The 22,454-nt window shown below is 50.3% G+C and carries 15 protein-coding genes; 7 read left to right on the forward strand and 8 right to left on the reverse strand.

Annotated features, from left to right (window positions below; all coding sequences use genetic code 11):
- Positions 1-556 precede the first annotated feature (556 nt).
- The 4 genes from ICL55_RS19765 to ICL55_RS19780 form a co-directional block, all read right to left on the reverse strand.
- Positions 557-1,927: an alpha-L-fucosidase gene (locus tag ICL55_RS19765; protein WP_246496434.1), complete on the reverse strand. Its 1,371-nt coding sequence runs from the start codon at positions 1,925-1,927 to the stop codon at positions 557-559.
- Between the two features lie 9 nt (positions 1,928-1,936).
- A complete protein-coding gene (locus ICL55_RS19770; RefSeq protein WP_188100374.1) occupies positions 1,937-4,093 on the reverse strand; it encodes an alpha-galactosidase in 2,157 nt (718 codons plus the stop codon).
- Between the two features lie 24 nt (positions 4,094-4,117).
- Positions 4,118-5,905 carry an alpha-L-fucosidase gene (locus tag ICL55_RS19775; protein WP_188100376.1) on the reverse strand — a complete coding sequence of 596 codons (1,788 nt, stop codon included), beginning with the start codon at positions 5,903-5,905 and terminating at the stop codon, positions 4,118-4,120.
- 469 nt (positions 5,906-6,374) lie between these two features.
- On the reverse strand, positions 6,375-6,572 hold the full coding sequence (locus ICL55_RS19780; RefSeq protein ID WP_188100379.1) for a hypothetical protein: 198 nt from the start codon (positions 6,570-6,572) through the stop codon (positions 6,375-6,377).
- A gap of 1,377 nt (positions 6,573-7,949) precedes the next feature.
- On the opposite strand from ICL55_RS19780, the gene ICL55_RS19785 reads away from it, so the two are divergent.
- The 7 genes from ICL55_RS19785 (at position 7,950) to ICL55_RS19815 (ending at position 16,917) form a co-directional block, all read left to right on the forward strand.
- The gene (locus tag ICL55_RS19785; protein WP_188100381.1) at positions 7,950-8,522 is read left to right on the forward strand and encodes a TetR family transcriptional regulator; all 573 of its coding nucleotides are present in this window, start codon (positions 7,950-7,952) and stop codon (positions 8,520-8,522) included.
- 45 nt (positions 8,523-8,567) lie between these two features.
- Positions 8,568-9,005: a universal stress protein gene (locus ICL55_RS19790; protein ID WP_188100383.1), complete on the forward strand. Its 438-nt coding sequence runs from the start codon at positions 8,568-8,570 to the stop codon at positions 9,003-9,005.
- A gap of 225 nt (positions 9,006-9,230) precedes the next feature.
- Positions 9,231-10,898, forward strand: coding sequence for an autotransporter outer membrane beta-barrel domain-containing protein (locus ICL55_RS19795; RefSeq protein WP_188100385.1), 1,668 nt, complete (start codon positions 9,231-9,233; stop codon positions 10,896-10,898).
- A 31-nt stretch (positions 10,899-10,929) separates the two neighbouring features.
- The gene (locus tag ICL55_RS19800; protein ID WP_188100387.1) at positions 10,930-11,853 is read left to right on the forward strand and encodes a hypothetical protein; all 924 of its coding nucleotides are present in this window, start codon (positions 10,930-10,932) and stop codon (positions 11,851-11,853) included.
- Positions 11,854-11,885: 32 nt separating this feature from the next.
- The gene (locus ICL55_RS19805; RefSeq protein WP_188100389.1) at positions 11,886-13,475 is read left to right on the forward strand and encodes a T9SS type A sorting domain-containing protein; all 1,590 of its coding nucleotides are present in this window, start codon (positions 11,886-11,888) and stop codon (positions 13,473-13,475) included.
- 104 nt (positions 13,476-13,579) lie between these two features.
- On the forward strand, positions 13,580-16,165 hold the full coding sequence (locus ICL55_RS19810) for a phosphatidylglycerol lysyltransferase domain-containing protein (RefSeq protein ID WP_188100391.1): 2,586 nt from the start codon (positions 13,580-13,582) through the stop codon (positions 16,163-16,165).
- Between the two features lie 44 nt (positions 16,166-16,209).
- Complete coding sequence (locus ICL55_RS19815) at positions 16,210-16,917, forward strand: AcvB/VirJ family lysyl-phosphatidylglycerol hydrolase (RefSeq protein ID WP_188100393.1); 708 nt, start codon at positions 16,210-16,212, stop codon at positions 16,915-16,917.
- Between the two features lie 141 nt (positions 16,918-17,058).
- Here the strand turns inward: ICL55_RS19815 and ICL55_RS19820 are convergent, their stop codons facing one another.
- The 4 genes from ICL55_RS19820 to ICL55_RS19835 form a co-directional block, all read right to left on the reverse strand.
- Positions 17,059-17,388 carry a LytTR family DNA-binding domain-containing protein gene (locus ICL55_RS19820; RefSeq protein WP_188100395.1) on the reverse strand — a complete coding sequence of 110 codons (330 nt, stop codon included), beginning with the start codon at positions 17,386-17,388 and terminating at the stop codon, positions 17,059-17,061.
- 427 nt (positions 17,389-17,815) lie between these two features.
- On the reverse strand, positions 17,816-17,968 hold the full coding sequence (locus tag ICL55_RS35650; protein WP_240976050.1) for a hypothetical protein: 153 nt from the start codon (positions 17,966-17,968) through the stop codon (positions 17,816-17,818).
- A 352-nt stretch (positions 17,969-18,320) separates the two neighbouring features.
- Entirely contained in the window at positions 18,321-19,679 is a 1,359-nt protein-coding gene (locus tag ICL55_RS19830) for a peroxiredoxin family protein (protein ID WP_188100399.1), read from the reverse strand.
- A gap of 415 nt (positions 19,680-20,094) precedes the next feature.
- Entirely contained in the window at positions 20,095-22,284 is a 2,190-nt protein-coding gene (locus ICL55_RS19835) for a DUF5916 domain-containing protein (RefSeq protein ID WP_343067828.1), read from the reverse strand.
- Between the last annotated feature and the right edge of the window lie 170 nt (positions 22,285-22,454).

A 22,454-nucleotide genomic window follows, 5' to 3' on the forward strand; every position in this document is an offset into this window, starting at 1 on the left:
TGGATGTACGCCCGGGAAAACAATAGGGTTTCTTTTTGCTTCTACCATTGCTGCTGTTCCGTCTGGTTGATGAACTTCTCTGACAACCTTACAGTGTTGAATACTTTTTACTTCTTCGGCCCCCGGCTACCGACTGATGGCTTATCCCCGGGGAAAATATGGTTTTAATGGTTTTAGTGTTTCGCCGCTGTTCATTCCGGTAATCCGGTATATACATGCCCGTTACTAACGGTATATACCTGATGGCCCTGTTATACACAGCTGCTGGTAAAACGGATATGGTTGCTCCATCACTGGATTGATGACATTGGGATACTCCGGAGTAGCCGGCATCCTGAAGCTGATTAAGATATCGGTTGTGTCTTTATATGCTTAATTCTGACTAATAGCTTCATTCCGAATGTTTAACAAAAAAGAAATGGTACAATAAAAATAATACCTTTTCTCACAAAAAGAAGTCTTTTTTCTAATAGGTGAAAAAACGCAAAAAGCGGAAGGCGCATTACACCCTTCCGCTTTTTACGTTTTCCTGTTCATTGCATCAGTTGATCCGGAACTACTCCAGTATCAGCTCGATTACCGGAATTTCCACCTCCGGCTTGCGTACCGGCACATCTATGGCCAATGCGCCTTTATCAGTGTCTTTCATTTTCAGCTCTGAACCATCATGCAGGAACTGGGCATATTTTACCTTGCCCTTCAGCCCCGGCAGTTCAATGCGCTGCAACGGATAATCGAGCAGATGCACATACAACCGCTTCGTGTCGGGATTGTAGGTAAGCAGGGTATTATCCGGCCGCTGAATACCGGCAGGCGCCTCTGTACAGCCGTAAATGGAACGTCCGTTGACCTTCATCCAATCACCCATTCCCTGCAAACGTTCCTGCGCACGGGCATCAAAGAGGCCACGGGAAGTGGGTCCCACATTGAGCAACAGATTACCGCCTTTGCTGACAGACTCGATCAGCAGCACCAGCAGCTGCTTGTTGTCCTTCCAGGAAGTCTCATCACGATAGTAACCCCAGGAACCAGAGAAAGTCTGACAGGTTTCCCAGTGTATCCGCTTGCCGTTACGGGTAGGCCATTCAGACACCTTGTATTGTTCCGGTGTCGCAAAATCGCCGCCATCATCGTATTCACCCAGGTCCAGGCGATCATTGATGATGATGCCGGGCTGTAGCTTCCGCACCATTTTAATCAACGCCAGCGAGTTCCAGTCGTTATGATCTTTTCCATTGGCTCCCGGATAAGAGAAATCTGTCCATAGCATATCAATTTTTCCATAATTGGTCATCAGTTCCCGTACCTGGTTAAACAGATAAGTACGGTACTTTTCCATATCACGGCCTTTATTGAGCCTTTCGTATTCCTTCGGGTCATTGACACGCTGCGGATGCACCCTGTCAATGGTAAAGTCCGGATGATGCCAGTCGATCAGCGAATAATAAAATCCCACCTTCAGTCCTTCTGCCCTGAAAGCGTCCACCCATTCTTTGACCAGGTCTTTTTTGATGGCCGTCTTCGTGGATTTATAATCAGTGTATTTGGAATCAAACAAACAGAAACCTTCGTGATGTTTGGTGGTGATCACGGCATATTTCATGCCCGCTGCTTTGGCCATACGGGCCCATTCGCGCGGATTGTACAGGTCCGGATCGAAGTTGTCAAAATATTTCTGATATGCGCTGTCTGTCATGCGCTCATAGTTCTTGATCCACTCGTGGCGGGCAGGCAGGGAATACAAGCCCCAGTGGATAAACATGCCGAAGCGGTCGTGCACCCACCAGGACAGGCGCTTTTCCATTTGCTCCGGTGTTTCGTTGAAGATTTTTTTCTGTTGTGCCTGCACCTGTATCTGCAAACAGCATAACAGGGTCATAACGGCGAGTGTCAGCTTCTTCATAAATCGTAATGATAAATTTTTCATGATGGATGTTTACTCTGCTACCAGCCAGGTGTATCCGGAGGCCGGAATCGTCACTTTCACGTGAGCGGTATACTGACGGTCAAGACGATACGTTTTTAGTGCGCCTTCTTTCTCTCTTATCTTCACGGTCTGGGTAAGACCGGTATAATACAGTGGCAACGCCACTTCCCGGGTAATGGGCGTGGCGGTGGGGTTGTACAACATCACCATTGCCTTTTGTGGCAGCACGGAACTGATGTGCATGATACCGTCCCAGTCGCGGCCATCAGGGCGGCGGAGATGCAGTACATCGGTATTAAGGATATCACGGTACTTTTTATACCAGCCCACTACCTGCTGCACCAGCTGGTGTGTGGCATCGGTATCGTACAACCGCGGGCCACGATAGCAAGCCTGAACGCCGGCGCCGTAGTATTGCATCATCAGTTGCTCATAAGTATCGAGGTGGTCTTTCAGCGGCTCCAGCGTAGCATCTGCGCCGCCGCCATGGTATTCGCTCAGCGGCACAAAACCCCAGCTCATGGAAGGTGTTTTCTCCCAGGTACCGTCAAAAATATTCTGCCGGTTGAGGATCAGCTGTTCAGCTCTTGGCAGCGAGAAATTCACCTCCCGGTAACCCAAACTGATTTTGTTGGTACCGTCCATGAAATACCAGTCAGGCGCATTGATATAAACGCCTTTGGCATTCAGGAAACGATACAGTCCTTTTTGCAGCTGCATTTGTTTCCACTGGGAATCATCTTTCCCGCTATGACCCGGATGGGTGGTGGAAGCGCAGACATCACCGGGATAAGGCCCGTCATTCTCAAAAATATCGAAGCCGGTAGCGGTAATGAAGTGTTTCAGTTTATCGAGATAACCGAGGCCCCATTTGCTGCCCAGACAGGGGGCGTTGCCGAAGAAAGCGCCGCCGGGCTTTCCGGTAGCAGGATTGATCACATCATCTTCATCACTGATACGCCTGCTTGAAAACAGGGAGTATCCGCCCAGCATTACTTTTTTACGATGGGCATAGTCAGCCAGTGCTTTATATTTCGCGATATTGGCCGCACTGGTGTCTTCCATATTGAGGCCGCTGCCAAAACTCAGGATCACGCCTTCATAGCCGGTGGCCGCACATTGATCGATGATGTTTTTCACCTTCACCGGATCGGTGCTGACGAGGTGCATGAAGATGGGGTTTTCGGTGGTCCATGGCGCCAGCACGCGGTACATGCGGCGTTTGGCCAGCCCGTTGCGTTCCCGGTCATAACCATCGAGCAGCAGTTCGTAAGTACGGATGGATTCAAAATGTTCCCCCGCCGCCAACATTATACCTACCGGCACTTTGGGATGTACCTCCAGCACACAGGGCGTCAACAGATCATAGTTCACCTGTGAAGTATAGGTGCTGTCTGTTTTCCAGTGAGTGGTCTGATCGCTGAGCCTGGCCGTCATGGAGTTGTTGAAAGTGTAGTTGCTTTCCACATAAATGCCATGCGGTGTCCTTATCTGGTCCGGACTTCCCACCACGGTAGACTCTTCTTCCGGTGTGGCCAGTATTTCATTGACCACCTGGTCCAGCTTCATCGTTTGCCCGGTACCGTTAGTCACCTCCAGCCATTTGGACAGCAACGGGATACCATCAAAAACTTCGTAGTGCACTTTTACGGTTACCCCCTGCAATTCCGGTGCCTGGGCTTTATACGCAAAGATCACCGCTTTGCCGGTAGCCTGCCGGGGGTTGGCACACCAGCGGCCGGCTTTCCAGTTGAGCGCCGGTTGTATGTCTGCAATCTGATGGCCGGCATATACAAAATCATGCGCGCCAGCCTGCAGGTTGTCGAGCCAGGCGGGCAACAGATAAGCGTTCTGGCGCTGTCCCGTGGCGCCGCCCACCTGATAAGCGCGGCCGTTGATCAAGAGGCGTGCTTCCGGCTTTATCGCACGCAGCAATTGCTCTCCGCTCACCAGATTACGGAAATCCGTACAAATAACGTTGGGGGCCGTACGAAAACTGCGGCTCAACAAACCATTGCTGAGCACAATTTCTTTTCCTTTTTCCGTGGCCGTGGCCGTAAACCCTTGCGGGTCTATCAGCCAGTCACGGACCGGCATCTTCGGCTGCGCCGTTGCCAGTGCGGCATACAAGCCTGCGGTCAATAGCAGGGGTGTCTTTTTTTTCATTTGTCACTATAAATTTAGCAGTCCTTATTTCACCGGCTGCAGGATGACCTTGCGCAGCCGGAACAATTCCTTTTTATTGCCTGACACGGGTTTGACGGTCAGGTTGTTGATGCCGGGCTTATCCACGTGCAGGATACCGATAGCATGCCGGATAAATATCATCGGCTGATGGCTATCGAACTGACCGGTAAACAGTGTCAGGAAAGGCAGCTGTTGCCCGTTAAGTGTTACCACCCCCTGTTGCGACGCGCTGGATTTTTCACAGGCATACTCCAGCATGATCTTATAATCTCCTGCATCCTGTATATCGAGCGGGAACACCAGCGCATCCTCCGGCGTAGTCATATCATACGCCAGGTTATCATGCTTCCAGTCACCGAAATAATGCGACCAGGTAAACAGTTTGTTTTTCGCCGCACCATTATAAACAGCCCATACGGTGGGTATTTCCGCCTGTGCGTACTGGCTGCTGACAGTTTGTGTGCGCAGCTGGGAGCGGTCAGACTGGTTGCCGCTGTATTCCATCACCAGCACCGTATTACGTGTATCCGGCAACGTTACCGGCAGTTGTATGGTGGTTTCGTTCGGCTGTTGTTTGAACGTCAGCGCAGTGCCGGTACCCAGTACCTTAACGGATTTCACCCGGGCATCCACACCGGGAATCCGCAACTGGCGGTCGGCGGGCATCTCCCATACATGCAGGAACAGTTTACCGGGCTTGCTGGTGGTAACGCCCCACGGTTGCGCTGGTATCAGTCCATAGGTAGTACCGTAGATACTCTCTCCATATTGCTTCAACCATTTACCGGTGGCTTTCAGATAATCGATGGAATACTGAGGCCATTTACCCTCGCCGTCCGGACCTACATTGAGCATGAGGTTGCCCCCTTTGGAGGCTACATTGGAAAGGAGTTGTATGATTTCTTTGGGAGATTTAAAATTGAGATCGTGTTGAATATATCCCCAGGAATCGTTGTGGGTGTAGATAGATTCCCATGCGCCTGTGATGGGGACAGGCGGCACTTCTGAATCGCCAAAGTCGCGGTAATCACCAAGACCATGGCCTACTCTGCTGCTGAACAGGCAGTTGGGTTGCAGCAGGCGCAGACTGTCGATCATCTGTTTGGTCTGTTCCGGTGTGAGGCCCCCCGGCATATCGAACCATACCAATCCCAGCTGACCGTAGTTGGTCAGCAGTTCTTTCAGCTGCGGAACAGACTTGGTGCGATAATACTGCTGGTAGTCTTTCTCTTTTGTGTTGAAGTCCCAGCTATTGCCGCCACCGTTCGGTTCGTGCCAGTCGAGGAACTGGGAGTAATAGAAGCCAAACTGAATGCCTTTATCACGACAGGCTTTGGAAAGGGCTTTCATGGGATCTTTACCATACGGGGACGCATCTACGATATCGAAGTCGGTCACTTTGGAATCGTACATGCTGAATCCTTCATGATGTTTGGCCGTGATCACGAGATATTTTACGCCGGCTTCGCGGGCGGTATTGGCCCATTCCTCCGCGTTAAACCCTTGTGGGTTGAATGTCTTGGCGACGGCTGCATATTCTTTCGCGGGGGCTTTTGCCCGGTTCATGATCCATTCACCGCTGCCGTAGTAGCTGCTGTCTTTCCAGCGGCCACCCAGTTTGGAATACAGTCCCCAGTGTATAAAAAGTCCGAACTTCGCGCCGGTAAACCATTTCAGGCCCGGATGGGCTGCATTGTTACCGCCTGATTTAGTCCACATATCGGGCATGTCCTGAGCGAAAAGGGCAGGATATAAACATACCGTCCATAACAACAGTACAAGTCGTTTCATAACGTTGGATTTTTTATAGCACCGGTCAAAAAATATACATAAGCCGTGGCTTGTGCAAGCGGCTGGAAAATGCTATCAGGGAAAGGGAAAATGGTACAAGAAATGATACCATGGAGGGCTACACGCTTACGTTAACGAATGGTTAACCAATTTTACAAAATGTAATATCTATCTTCGATACCAGAAGTTATCCTTTTTGCCTCCTGCATGATAACTTCCCAATGTTAGTATCATCTTATTCAACATATTACTAGGCTTCAATTTTGATTATCAACATCTGTCAGTAGCTTATCTTTCTGCAGATGACATGTGAATGTTTTTAAAGCCCTTGCTGCATTGTCACAGCAAGGGTATTTTTTTTGCAGTAATGGCTTGTTTTATATAGATGCCCACCTTTACTGAGATATCATGGCAGTACCCGGCTCACCACGCATTATTTTCCAGGCAGTAATGGATGGTCCGATAGCCGTTAAAGCTGTATAGGCTTGTGTTTCAGTGCTTTGTCCACCACTTCTTCAGCTGTCAGGTCCTCCCAATAAATGTAGTCGCTGACGTGGGGGTCAGACACCTGCTCTGCCAGTAAACTCAGCATGTTGTCGATCTCTTCTTCCGTACCCGCTGCAGCAGCTATTTTTTTCACCAATTCAATCAATTCTTCTCTGGTCATTTTGTGATGTTGTTTTAAATGTATTTGCCGGCACCCGGGAATCGCTGTGCGCATTCGTTCCGCGTTCCCTGGTCTTCACTATATGCCGCTTCCGGCTGACGTCGTCTGTCCCGCGGCCGCTGTCCATCATAAACCGTGTTTGCTGTTCTGTTTAAAAATAAGGGCTTTTTGTCTCATTTTAAATCATCATATGCTCCGCAATCATCTTCTTCCGGGATTCCTCAATGCCATAGGGCTGCAGTTGCGGGGAGCCAGGCGGAATGTCTGATACGTCCGCAGGAAATTACTAACAGTTTGCGCAGCCCCTGGTACCGTTTTTCCGGGCGTCAGTTATACAGTAGGTTTATTTCCGGAACTGACAGCAGCAAATTATCACTCACCGGTTGATCGATTCCGTGAATGCATGCCGGTCTGGTTTCCGCAGGCGGTCCGTAGGTGCGTGACCGTATACCGGGCGTCGACTGCCTTCTGGCGGGGCTTTCCCCGGGAAGCGGCTACAGGGCAACTCCGATTCGCTGCCGGTGAATACCTTTCGGAGATGCGTGTCCGTATGGGAGGGCGTTGATGGTCCACAGACCACCTTTTCAACGACATCCCCGTATCCGGATGGCCGGCGATGCCTTCCTGTGAGGCATTTGCCGGGTTTTCTTCCAAAAGGGAAAAAACAAATTACCGTCAGACTGCATTTTCAGCGCGGGCAGCAGGGGTATGTGGATAACGTTTGTGGATAAACCGGATATTTCCCGGCGGCTGATGGTCAACCAACAATACCATCATCAACACAGACAAGGATTACATCAGTTATCAACATCTATGTGAATAACGTGTGTGGATACCTGTTAATAAGTGTGGATAAATACCTAAAATCCAACAACCCTTATTCACAAAGGGTTTCAGCCAATCTCAACAGGATTTCCAATTGTTAATCCGGAGGCGTTTAGATTCTATTAACTAAACCAGCGGGGATTGCCAGTAATATTACGGTACTAACACTGCGTTATGAAAAAAAGTAACAAATGAAATGCATACATCTAACAAATATCTCAGCTAAACCCCAATCGGCTTGTCCAGGCCAGTTGGATTTTTCTAATCAATGGTTGACTAATTTTAATATGCTGATTAAACCAACGCTTTTTCAAGGCCTGATTTAATCAACAGACAACAATACCCCCGTTTGTATACACTACGGGGGTTTATCACAACGGGTTGCTTAACGGTTATTTTTCCGCTGTTTTACGGACGATCTCCTTTCCCCTGATGTTTTCCCTGATATATTTTTTTGAACAGAAAACATCCCCATTTTCTTTTCGTGACAGGTAATACAAACATCCCGTGCTGCTTTTTTATGGTGAATAAATATTCACTTATATTTGTATTGTGAAATTGAAAGACGATAAGAAGTATGCCCGTATTTTCAGGGCCGTGCTGAAGCTGGTGGCCAAAAAGGGCCTGGCAGGCATGACCATGGGGGATATTTCCAAAGAGGCCGGGATTGCCACCGGTACCCTGTATGTATATTTCGACAACAAGGATGCGCTGATCAATGCGCTTTTTGCTGCCTGCCGGGAGAACTCGGTGACCGTGTCCTTCCGGGGATATGATGCCCGGCAACCGTTCAAACCCGGCTTCCGCAGTATCTGGATGAACATACTCCGTTACCGGCTGCAGCATTTTGAAGAGTTCATTTTTCTGGAGCAGTGTTACCACTCCCCTTACATCACCGCAGCCACGCGGGAAAAGGCCAGAGAGCTGGCGGAACCGTTTTATGCGCTGATGGCAAGAGGCCAGGCGGAACAACTGATCAAAAACGTGGAAAAGGACCTGCTGATCACCGTGATCATCGGCTCCATGAATGAGTTGGTAAAACAGATCCACTACAGCGGCACCGCACTCACCAAAAACCGGATGAGCATTACTTTCGACCTCTGTTGGGACGCCATCAAAGCCTGATAGACACTATAGATGAATAATTATTCACAATTAAATACACCGCATATGGCAGAAATTCTGATCGCAGTCGACCTCAGCCCATTCTCCGAACAGGTGATCAACACAGGCGTTGAACTGGCCGAAAAAATGCAGGCTTCCGTTACGTTGTTCACCGTGATCGAAATCGGCATAGGCCTCGGCCTGCCGGAAGCTGGTCCCGTATTTACCGATGACATACAAGGCAGGATTAAAGAAGCAGAAGACATTTTACAGTCTTACAAAGACAAATACCCGGCTGCCAATATCAACATCCGTGTAACGACCGGCAATCCAAAAAATGAAACACTTGATGAGGCTCACAATGGAGAAAGCGCCATCCTGGTGGTAGGCACCCATGGGCGCACCGGCCTCAACCACATGCTGGTAGGCAGCACGGCGGAATATATTATCCGTCACGCGCGTATACCCGTACTCGTGGTACCCTACAACAAAGAAGAGCACTAGGCGACAACACGCAACAATGATAAGACAACAGCAAACGGCCCTGCCTGTTGCAGCTATCCCGGCTCCGGCCGGGATATTTTTTTTGATGGCAACCTAACGGGAAAGCGTATATTTATAATGAATTAGTTACTGCAAATCTCGTACATCCGCCCCACTACACAGCCCCAAATCCGGGCCCTATACCGCTTTGTTTCCATTATCCACTCACCCTCAATTTCCTTGTGCATGAAAAAGAACTACACAACTTTTCGTCTGGCAGCGCTGTTCCTATTCCTGTTAGCGTCCCAGACCGTATGGGCGCAGCTCAAAATCGGAGATAACCCGGCCACCATCAACAAAGCATCTATCCTTGAACTGGAAAGCCTCCGTCAGGGTTTGCTCCTTCCCAGAATTCCGGATACCACCCTGGCGCCACTCACCACCGCGCCCGATGGGATGATCATCTATTTCACCGGCACCCAAAGCCTGATGGTACGCCGCGGCGGATACTGGGCCAAACTGGCCGACAGCCTCGCCGTTTCCGGCAGCAGCTGGCAACTCAAAGGCAACGCCGGCACCACTTCCGCCAATTATATCGGTACCTCCGATAACCAGCCACTGTCGGTCAGGACAAACGGCACCGAAGCCATCAGCATTGCGGCCAACCAAAACGTGGCCCTTAAACAGGTGCCCACCAGCACTTCCCTGATCAGCGTCCTCGTCATCGATCCGGCTACCGGCACCGTCAATCAGCGTAACCTCTCCGCCGCTGCTTTTAATGACGCGATCCGCACCCTCAACGGCGTAGCCAAACAAGGGTTTACCATCAAAGCAGATACCGCCAACGCGGCCTACGGCGTTACTACCACCGCCGCCGATAGTACCATCACCATGAACGTACCTATCGTGAACGGTACTACGCAGAAAACGGGGCTGCTCACCTATGCCGACTGGGCTAAATTCAGCAGTAAACAACAGGCCATCACCATCGGCGCATTCGTAAACACACCCACCAATGCCAACGGCCTCGCCCTGGACCCGGCTACAGGCACGCTCCAACTAGTGGCCGCTGATGCTACCAATCCCGGGGGCGTGTCCGTGACCAGCCAAACCTTCGCCGGCGTAAAAACATTCCGCGACAGCGCCAGCATGGCCGGCAACCTCGGGGTAACCGGCGCAGCCACTGTAGGCAACGGGCTGCGTATCACCGCCGGCGGCGCCAACATCACCGGAAACGTCACCCTCGCCACCGCGCCTCCCAATGTAAGCACCGCCACTACCAGTGTCCTGTTTCGTAATCCCACTACCGGCGCTATCGAAAACAGGTTGGTAGACTCCACCGCTTTCTCCGTGGGCATCCGGCAGATCAACGGACAAACCGGTCCGGCCATCTCCTTCCTCTCCGGTAAAAACGGTACAGACGTTAACATCGACAGCACCTCTGTCACCAACCGCATCACCATCAACGTGCCGGACGCCAGTACCACCGCACGCGGAGTAGTCAATGATTCTACCCAGACCTTTGCGGGTAACAAAACACTGCGCGATTCCCTGGCGGTAGGCAAAGGCGCCAATATCGGCAGCGCTGCCAGCGCCAACTCCACCTTGCAGGTGAGCGGGTCCATGTCGATGAATATCCGTTCCGTTAACAGCTCCGGCAGTCTCACCGAAACAGACAACACCGTACTGGTCAATGCCTCCACCGGCTCCGTTACCATTACGCTCCCGCCGGGCACCAACATCGTTGGCCGGGTATACACCATCAAAAAAACCGGCGGTAGTATCGACAACAGCGTGATCATCCAACCTTCCAGCGGACAGATAGAAGGCGGTAGCAACTACACCATCTACAACAATTACACTTATGTAACCATTCAGACAGACGGCACCAACTGGTGGGTCATCAAGAAATAGACAACCCCATTACAGGTGCTAAACTGTTATTATGCTGAAAAACATATTGCATGGCTGCGCGCTCACCTGCGCGCTGTTGCTGCTGTGGCAGGGGCTACAGGCACAACAGCTGCTGCTGAGCGATACCGTGGCTGCCACCACCAAATCAGCATTGCTGGAAATCAGAGCGAAGACACAGGGCCTGTTGCTTCCCCGCATACAGGACACCACCGTGTCGCCGCTCTCGGCTTCCCCCGATGGCATGCTGATTTACTATATCCCTGCCAGCAGCGTGATGATACGGCGCAACGGCAGCTGGTCGCGGCTGGCGGATAGTACAGCCGTGACCGGTAGTAGCTGGAAACTGACCGGCAACGCCGGCACGGATACGCTCACGAAATTCATCGGCACGACTGATGCTACCGGACTTGTATTGCGGACCAACAATACCAAAAGAGTCGCTATCTCATCCACCGGTAATGTTGGTATCGGCACATCCTCGCCTGCTGCCACCCTGCACGTCACCAGCGGTGTGGCCAACAGCTCGGGCGTGTTGCTGCAAAACCTTACCAGCGCTTCCCCGGTAACGGCCAGCGCCGCCGGCATCGGCGTGGATGCTTCCGGTAATGTGGTACGCACCGCTACCGCGCCGTTGTTTTACAACAAAAGCTCATCGACGCCACTGACCAATACCATCAAAATATGGTCAGACACACTGTACAACGCAGGCGGCGGCTCGGTCACGGCCAGTATCTCCAATGCCGGCTTCACCAATATCCTGAGCATTCAGGCTACCGGCCTGGGAGGCACCGGCAGTGGCGTTTCAGATGCGCCCATTCCCATTGTGACCAGTTACACGCTGACAACCGTCAACATCGTCATTGTCCGCGGCAACGCCGGATTAACGATACTCAACGGGATGGCACAAGACACTGATAAAACACATAAAGTCTTTCTCACGGTCATCGGTTATTAGCCGGCCTAAAAAAAATTTATATCCGGTACCTGTTGTACATATCGCTTCTTCTGTTGCTTCCCGCTACCATAGCGGGACAGTCAGCTACGTGGCTACACGCCGATGCGCGGATAGGCATCTTCGGCAAAGACACCATCAGCATCTTCGGAGATATGGTCAATGAAGGCAATATCCTCTCTACCACCGGCTCAGTGGTGAACTTCTTCGGGTTCCGCTGGCGTAACAGCAACAACGCCGATATCCATGATGAAAGCCCTGACGGCTTCAGCGCTGCCGGCGGACTATTCCGCTTCGTGCAGTCCGATCCGGCGCTGTACCAACATATTACCGGCGGCTTCAGCGCTGTCATGAATACCGGGACCAGCTTCCCCAACCTCAGCGTGGAAACCTCGCCAGGTGTGATACTCGACGACCTCAGTGATCTGAAGGTGGTCAACGTGCTGGATATACGAAAAGGACATGTTTTTCTCAATGGATGGAACCTGGTAGTAGGACATCATACGCCGGGAGATATCCGGCATTATTCCCCGCAACGGTTTATCGTCACCGGTGGCGGCTTCCTGTACCGTAAACAGATGGCTACCACCGATGGTACCATAGTATTCCCTGTCGGCACCCGGCCATCCTCCTTTACACCCGCTGCTATTGCTAACAAAGGCGCCACATCAGATTTTCGTGTAGGCGTCACTGATAGTACCTTCTTTTTCCTTACCACCGGTCGTAACTTGTTACTTACCAGCATCAATAAAACCTGGCAGATAGATGTGTCCCGGCCGGACGCATCTGTCAATCTCTGGCTGGTGCATGGTTTCGGCGATGAAGGTCCGGTATATGAAGCTAACCGCAACACCAGTTACCTGGCCCGTTACCTTCCCTCCGGCTGGGATGTGGCCGCCCAGCGGGCCGCACCCGTATCACCGAGTATTTTTTCCACCGCCGGGCCAGACAACCAGGCAGCCTATGGCGTGAGATCATTTCAACACCTGGCCACCACTAATTACTTCACCAGCCTGGTGGCAGAAACCGTTAACAGTCCGGAGAGAACTACGCTTCAATACTTTGAAGCCAACCGCAGCAGCACCGATGCCGACAGCGTGCTGCTGCGTTGGATTACCGGCCGGGAATATTTCTGCGCCGGCTTTACCATTGAGCGTAAATATGCCGGCACTGCCAACTTCGACTCTATCGGGTTCGTGAAAAGCAGCGCCCCCGGTGGCATCAGCTATTTTCCGGTTGGCTACCCCGGCACTGATTATCAACCTAATGATCAATTTATTTTCTATCGGCTGAAAGTTATCATGACCGATGGCAGCTTCTTCTATGGGCCTGTTCGTTTGGTGAAAGGCAAAAATGCGAAAGGGGATATTACTGTCTGGCCCAACCCTGTCCGCGGTCGTGTAGTCCATATCTACTATGGCGCAGGCATCCATGTGAAAGCCATCGCCCTGCTGGATGTTCCCGGCAGACGCATCCTCACGCAGGAATATCAACAACCGCTGCCTACGCGCAATTATTACGAACTGGACATCCCTTCTTATCTGGCCAGGGGGATTTACTTCCTACAGTTCCTGGATGAGAATGGGCAAACTATACATACAGAAAAAATCGTATTAATGGAATAAAGCAGATATTAAAATACGCTTAAACTCTTTACTACGCACGTCTTACACCAAAGGTGTGGGTTAACTTTGTGGGTTGACAACAAAATCAAGTATAACCATTTGCCATGCCTCTTGAAAAAAAGTTTCTGTCTGCGGCTTTTCTGCGTAAGCTCCACTGGAAGGAGATGTTAGCCCTGTTATTTATTCTGTTAGCGATTTATTTTTTCCGTTCCCAACGTCACGAATTGAAGTCACTGGTGCCGGCTATTGAAAGGGCCGACCGGGTTTGGGTGATGATGGGCATTGCGGTAACGGGTATCTATATACTGTTACAGGCGCTGATGTATGTATTCAGTTTTCGGGCGGTAGGCTCCAGACTGAGCACTTACCTGGGCACCGAACTTTTTCTGAAACGTAATCTGTTGTCCGTATTCCTGCCTGCCGGCGGTATCAGTTCACTGGCCTATGTGCCGCAAAGCCTGCGGCGGGAGCAGTTGCACAAACAACAGATACATCAGGCTTCCGGTATCTATGGTTTCATCGGAATCCTGTCTGTTTTTCTGGTAGGCATCCCGGTGGTGATGTATGCCATGTTACACACCGGAAGCATGAAAGATGCCGGCTGGGGCCTTGCAGCCATCTGCGTGTTGCTGGCGCTGGTGGTATGGCTGGTGCGGTCTATGCAAACCAAGGGCAAAGCCTATCAATTGCTGATCAGGTACTTCCCGGCCACTGCGCATAAGGTGGATGAGATGTTCACTTTTCATTTGTCGCTGCCCTCCTTTACCTACACCGTACTGGCATCGGTACTGATAGAAGTGGCCGGCGTGGCACATCTCTACCTCAGTATGCTGGCCACGGGTGTAACGCCTTCCCTGGAAGCGGCCTGCGTGGGTTATATCGTGGCCACTATCTTTCTGATTATTTCTCCTTTCCTGCGTGGACTGGGAGCCATCGAGCTGTCGCTCGCCTACCTGCTTAGCAACTACGGTTACAGCACGCTCCAGGCGTTGGAGATAACGTTGTTATTCCGACTGTTCGAATTCTGGTTGCCGCTGGCTGCCGGTATGGTGGCCTTCGCACTGAAAGGCCGTGATCTGGTGCTGCGCCTGCTGCCTCCCATCCTGATTTTCCTCCTGGGGATGGTCAACATATTTTCTGTACTGACGCCACCGTTAGCCTACCGTATGCATCTGCTGCGGGCGTATATCCCCGGCACGTCCATCCATGCCTCCAATCTGCTGGTAGTCTTTTCCGGGCTTATTCTGTTGGTGACAGCCACTTTTCTTTTCAGGGGGCTGCGTAGCGCATGGATCGTAGCGTTATCCGTATCCCTGATATCGGTATTTGGCCACATTGGTAAGGCGTTGGACTATGAAGAGGCCAGCCTTGCGCTGGTGACCAGTTTCCTCTTGTTGGTCACTGCCCGGCAATACCGCGTGAAAAGCAATCCGCAACTGGTGAACATCGGGGTCGTGACAGCGGTGGCCACTTTCCTGTTGGTATTGTTTTTCGGGACCATCGGTTTTTATTTTCTGAACGTACGGCACTTTGGTATTGACTTCACCTGGCAGCAGTCGCTGCGCCATGCGTTCCACTGCTTTATGCTGCTGGAAGACGACGGACTGCAGCCTGTAACACGGTTTGCCCGCGAGTTTATGTCGGCCATCCGGGTACTGGGTGTCAGTTCCTGGGCTTTCCTGTTTTATACCATCATCAGACCTTACCTGCATGTATCGAAGCATAACAACACTACACTGGAGAAAGCACGGTTTTATCTGAGCCAGTATGGCGATTCTCCTATGGACTACTTTAAGGTGGGAGAAGATAAAATCCTGTATGTCTCTGATCAATATGAAGGGTTTATCGCCTATCGCGTAGCCAGCAGTTTTGCGATTGTGCTGGAAGAGCCGGTGTGCAGCGAAGACAATAAACTGCTGCTGTTGGAAGAATTTGAGCAACAATGTAAGAAGATGGGCCTGCGGCCCGCCTTTTACCGGGTAGATGAAGACAGCACCTATTATTTCAGCCAGTTGAAGAAGAAAAAGATGTTGATTGGGCAGGAAGCCATTATGGATATCCGCGACTTTACGCTGAGCGGCAAGGACAAAAAATCCCTGCGCAATGCGCTCAACAGTCTGGCTAATAAGGGCTATGTGACGCAGCTGCATACAGCCCCTCAGTCGACCGCCATGTTATCCGCGCTGAAAGTGGTCAGCGACGAGTGGTTGCAGCAGTACGAGGTGAAGGAAATGACGTTTTCACAGGGACTTTTCGATGCCGATGCCATGCGGGACCAGGACGTGATCACGGTAACCGATGCGGAGGGAAACATTGCCGCCTTCCTCAATATCATCCCGGACTATGCGCCCGGCGAGTGTACCTATGATCTGATCCGCAAGCGCACCAATGCGCCCGGTGGCGTGATGGACGCGCTGATCATTGCGCTGATACAGGATGCACAGGCCAAAGGCCTACAGTACCTCAATCTGGGCATGGTACCGATGTCCGGTATCAGTCAGCCCGAGAACACTGCCGAAAAGATGGTAAAATACGCCTATGAAAAACTCCGCTTCTTCCGGCATTATCAGGGGTTGCGGGAGTTCAAGGACAAATATGCCACTATGTGGACCAACAAGTACCTTATTTACGAACACGATTTTGATTTGATCCAGTTACCGGCCGCCCTGAGCAAGGTGATGCAGCCCTGAGTACGGAACAGATTTTGATTTGGAGGAAGGAGATATCTTTGTATATGCTAACCAGAGATTTATTACAGACTGGCAAATGGTGGCTGATAGGATTACTACTATGTTCCGCTTTACAGTTGCCCGCACAGACCAATGTGAACAAACTGCCCGTACAGGTAAAAGCACCTGGCGCCGGCAGTACCGCCCCGCTTATCCTCTACATTACCGGAGATGGCGGGATGAAGAAGTTTTCCGTTAACATGATCGATGCTTTTCAGCAACACAACTACCCGGTGGTAGCGCTGAATGCACTGAAATATTTCTGGAATAAAAAGACGCCTCAACAGGCCGCTACCGATGTAGCAGAACTGATCCGGCATTACCAGTCGACCTGGAGCAGCAACCACGGGGTGATACTGATTGGGTATTCCCTGGGCGCCGATGTGTTGCCTTTCATCTACAATCAGTTACCGGAGAATATTTCCGCTCAGGTAACGCAGGTTGTTTTTTTATCTCCTTCCCGCTTTACAGATATGGAAGTACATATCTCCGATATGCTGGGGCGGTCGTCCAGTAAGGGGATGAACGTGACCGCAGAGATCAACCGTATTACCGACAAACCTGTTTTGCTGGTGTTTGGAGCAGAAGAGAAGGACTTCAACCTGTCCGACCTTACGATAGCGCATTACCGGAAGCTGGTATTGCCCGGCGGGCATGCTTATGATGAAGATGCCAATGGTGTGGCGGGCAAGATACTGTCTGCTATCCGGTAATAATTACGAATTACAAATTACGAATTACGAATGGAGGGCTCCTTTATAGGAAGGTTACTAAAAACAACCTTGCTGGAAGGGGGCCCTCCATTCGTAATTCGCAATTCATAATTCGTAATTAAAGTTATCCTGATGATCAGCTCAGCTTTCCGTTACCTTACCGGCCATAGCGGCGGAGAGTGGAGAAAGCGCTTCCTGGCTCACCGGAATTTTGATATTGCCGATCATGAGATAATTTTCCCCCAGCTGGGTGATGTGGCGATAAGACACCACAAACCACTGATGTACACGTTGGAATGCCGACATGGGAAGCTGAGACATGATCCATTCGAGCGTTTCCACGGTAGCGAGGCGCTTTTCCTGCAGGTGTAGCAGGATGTGGTCGTTCATTACTTCGAGGTATTGTAGCTCATCGTACGGTATTTTTTCATGCTGGTTACCGCAGCGGAGCGTAAAATAATTACGGGACATAAGATTTGTTTTGGTAGCGATTTGCGATAAGATTGTCTGTGAATATAAGAAAGAAGCAGGTGACTGGAGAGAAACCTGCGTGTAATCTAAAATCTAATCTAAACCGCGTTATAAAAAAAGGCTTTTTATAAAAGACCCCGGTTTGAACCGGTTAAGGGAGCTAACGGGGTTATTATTCATCTCAGTAAATATGAGAGGAATAAAGCAGGAATTTGTTAATCACTTGTAAAGATTTTAAGCTTAATAAAAAAATGGACAGGACAGGAATGTGGTCCCTGTTGGCTGTCCATTTTTTCAAGATGTAACAAAAGATTCGTACTAACAGGTGTGGTAGACCTGCTGGCGTAAATCTTAGGCCCACTGGGGGCGGCTGAAGCGCAGTGATTACTTACCGGTGATCTGGCAGGTAAATCGGGCGCCGACTTTTTTACCAGAGATTAATCAGGAGGAGCATCATTACAGTACCAGCGGCGGTCACCAGGTTCTTAGAGAACCGGATGTTGAATCCACCTTTTTCTGAGTAGTAATAACTTTCTTTGTACCGGTCGTACTCAATGGGAGCACCTAACTCCTTCATCATTTTGAGGAATTCATAGAGTGTTCGTTCGGAAATACGAAGCCGCTTGGCTAACTGAGCGGGTTTACCGGTCCCTTTGATCCAGATTAGGTAATCAATGGTTTGTAGTCGATCAAAATAACGCTTTGGCATGTGGCATAGAGGGGCTTAACGGTTATATATTGAATTTACGATAATAACTAAGATTAAACCAGATTTCCCATATATATATTTTATTATAAATATTAGTAAACTGATTTAAACGGGTTTCTCTCTAAAAATCGGCTGCGGGTCAATGGCGCTGATGCGGTTGTTCTGCGTACTTTTTCTTAACGTGTGAACAGATAAAATATTGGATATAAGGAGAAAAATGGGGCTACTGCAATAATGCTGCATAGATAATGTCGGCGAGGGCTGCGCCGTGATCAGCAGTGGGGTCCGGCGGCCTGGTAGCGTAGATATTACCGTTTTTGCCCACCACGATCAGTGCAGGATAGCGACTGATATTATACTGTTCCAGCACGTTGCCCATTTGCCCGTCGGCATGCAATTGCACACCAGGATACTTCGGAGAGGCGTTGCTGTTACAGTTGATATGAATGAATACCACCTCCTCTTTATTGAAGCAGGTATTGATTTCTGAGAGGGAAGGCAACAGTTGATCATCGGCGTCGTAGAAATGCAGGAGTACTACCTTACCGGTAAAAAAGTTCAGATTGACAGGGTGGCCGGTGCTGTCGGGGAAGCTGAAAGCCGGTGCAGGCATACCTTTGCTGATACCTTTCTTTATCTTGCCATACTTGGCAGCTATCGCCTGTTTACACGCCGGATGTTGCACCATAGACAGATAATCCTGTGCACAATTGGCCAATACTTCCTGTTGCCCGCCGGCAGCAAGGCTTTGCAGCAACTGATGCGCCAGTAACTTATCCCGCATAATACCGGTATAGTGCGATTTGATCCATTCATAGATTTCCCGGTCGGTACATTGACTATGCTGCTGCATGAAATAATCCGCTTCCGCTTTTTGCAGCAGATAATTCAGATAACGTATAGCCAGTGCCGTAGTGTCGGAAGGCACAATGGCCGGTAAAGCCGGCCTGATGGCTTGTTGGTACAACGAAGACTGCTCTGCCTGGGCAATCCCGTCCGGCGATGCATGCCACAGGCAGGCTATCATTTTGGCGGCCGTCTCCCCCAGCACGTTGGCCCGTACAACAGCATATTCAGCAGCAGGGAGGCTATCATGATAACGTTGCAAAACATCTTCCGCGGCGGTCATTTGCTGACGGTACCAGGTTACCCGGGAAGGCACATCATCCCTCACGGGCTGGGATATCCGCTCCTGTGCCCTCCGCGACAGGTATTGCGCCCGGCAAGCCGGCGCGCCGCTTCCCGCCAGTATCATGGTGTCTTCAGCAAAGGTAAGCATCAAACTGTCGCCTGGCCGCAGTGTGCCATAGAAATTGCGCGCCCCGCCTGCATCCAGATAAAAGAACAGGACCGCTACCGGTTCTGTTGGCAGCCGAAAACAGAAGTAATCTTTCTGCAATAAGGTGTCCTGGCTTTTGGCCGGCGATACGCCCGGCTCACTCCACCATGAAACCGATACCGGTTGCCCGTTGCCACCTTTTACCCTACCGGAAATAGTGGTCAACGCCTGCGCGGATGCCTGCTGCACTATCATCAGGAATCCTACTGAAAATAAAAGCGACAGTTTTCGGGGACCTTGCATACACGATAATTTTAGGGACATGAAAAATCCCCACAGTAAAAACCGCAGGGGGTTGTATTCACAACGATAGTAAATGAAAACTCTGATGTTTTGAGCTGTTTTAGTTTTTTTAGGATGCGGCCATTGTGTTTTTTCGATCACAATGATAGATGGAATTGCGAATTGAAATGTTAATGAGATCTAAACATCTGCTTATTAACAAAAAACGGCAGAAAGGAGTATTAATGGGGGTAATTACGACACTTATTAGGAAATCGATTGAATAACAGGGATATATGTTTTGGGGGAGAGCCGATTGCCGGTGATCATTCAACACCGGCAACCGGCTTCAGAAAAGAAATATTGCCTACAAGAAGTTCAACATCTTCCGATACATATTCTTTTTATAAAGCGTGTATGCATCTACGTTATACTACTAAATATTAAACCAGTACACCAGTTTCAGTACCAGCGCCCTGTTTTTCACATAGAACGGCTCCGGCAGATAGTTGTCGGTATACACGATAAACAGATCGGAAGCCGGACGATACCGCCACTGGAAGCGGGTATTCAGGTTGATGTTCTTCTGCTGCTCGTTATATTGCATAAAGCCGGTAAAAAACAGTGTATTCGTCATCGTTACATCAAGACGTGGGCCTACCAGCCAGAAGGAGTTATTGCCCCATGGTTGCGGCAACCGGATATCATTATAATTGGCGCTCACCGCTATGCTCACATAAGGCTGGAAACGGTAGCCCAGTTCCGCGTTGGTCATGAGCCGGGTGCCTCCTTCATAATAACCGCCGTACCGTGCGGAGAAAGCATAGGTGAAAAGACTTTGTGGCTTGGACACATAATCGGCGCCGATAGTATTCCAGTTATGCCGGGTGCCCGTTTTCAGGCTGTCCTTGCGGGTGTTGGTCGGATCAAAAGGATTCAGCAGCTGTATATAGGTGTTGGATCCCCAGATATTCAGGGTATTGCGCTTACGGAAAACGATCCCATAGTTCAGCATGGTTTCGTTATCAGTACGGTGGAAGTTTTCATCCATAAACCAGGTAGTGGTTACCTGCGGTCCATGACTTAGCACCACACCGGACTGCGGGAAGAAAAGCCGGGTCACCTGTGGCATCACTTTGATATAACCCTGTCGTGGCACGTAGCCCACTTCAGCGTTATAGTTGCGGCCCACATACTCATGCTGCCAGCTGATGTTCCACACCTTGCTGGTATATTGCAGATTGGCGGCATGCGCGAAGTCGTGGCCGGTCTTGCCCGGGCTATATGATTTCAGCAACATGGCCTTGCCTGTCCAGAAGTTATTGGAAGAGGCCAGATTGTACTCCAGCCCCACGTTCCGGTTGTACCGGGAATAAACAGGTTTATCTTCTACTTTGGACGGGTCATAATTCAATGACTCCTTATTGATAAATATAAAGCCCACATTGGAACGGGAAAACACGCGCCGCTGCAAAGCCGCTACGGTAAAGTTCTGCGCCGGCAGCCCGGTCTCTTCCTGTTTGCCTGTTTGCATATTCATCACGCCGAGACGCCAGTCCTTATTCAACTTTCCACTGAGGCGGGCACCGAAATGAATAGGCACGCCGAGGCCTATACGTCGCGAGAAGAAAGGCCGAATGGTGCTGTATCCGAAGTTGGAAAACTGGTCCCCGTTCTCCAGAAAGAACTGCCTCTTTTCCGGAAAAAACAGTTCAAAGCGGTCCAGGTTGGTGACCTGCTTGTCCACATCTACCTGAGAGAAATCAGGGTTCACCGTCAGGTCGAGGTTCAGGGAAGAGGTAATGGCTACTTTGGCATCGAGGCCTACGTCGCGGCGGAACTTTGAAGGAGAGCCCTTTTCATAATCTTTGGCGATACCGCCCAACAGGTAAGGTATCAGGGAGATATTAGGGCCTGCGGCGGGCGGAACGGTGTCCCAGTCGAGGCGACCGGTATAGGCCAGCGATGCCGTGGCAAACTGCCTTGGCACCGGTGCCCAGGCCGATTTCTCAGTAGTTTTGAGATCATTACGGCTGAAGTTGATCCCCCAGTGGGTAATGCCTTTTTTATAACGGATCGTTTTAAACGGAATCGCCGCTTCAAACACCCATTTGTCTTTATAGTTTTTTACAACGGACGTCCATTTGTTATCCCAGCTCAGGTCCACTTTACCACCATCGTACATCAGTCCGTCCCACTGTGCTCCGGCAGCATTTGCACCGAAGGAGAAACCGTTGGTCTGATCATCGAAAGGGTCCATAAAAAGCAGGAAATTATCATTCTTCAGAAAGGCAAAATCCCGCCTGAGCGACTCCACCATATAAGGCCCTGCATCCGGGGTATAACTTTCCACCAGCAGGTAAATATGCTGCTGATCATAGGTCATGCGGACATCCGTACGCAGCCGCGCCGCGCTGGTATCCATCGGTAGCACCATATGGAAATTGCCGGCAATATCTGCATCCTGCCAGGCTTGTTCATCAATGATACCATCAATCTTTATAGCTGAAGTGGCTTTCTTAATCCGCAGATGGTATGATTCGTTTTTCTTCTGTTGTTGCGCCTTTACTGCCAGCGACACCGATATGCAGCACAGTAGGCCCAATACACGTGGAATGATACGCACAGTTTGGTTGTTATGGGTTGAACGAACAAAATACAAAAAAGGAAAAACGGCGTTAGAAAAAAAGGATGACTGGTATTTCACGCCAAGGCGCTAAGCAGCAAAGGCGCTAAGAATTAAATAAGAATTATAAGAAAGCAAAGGGAGGAGATCAAATGTGATCTCCTCCCTTT

Source organism: Chitinophaga varians (assembly GCF_014529945.1).
In the GTDB taxonomy this organism is placed as follows: Bacteria; Bacteroidota; Bacteroidia; order Chitinophagales; family Chitinophagaceae; genus Chitinophaga; species Chitinophaga varians.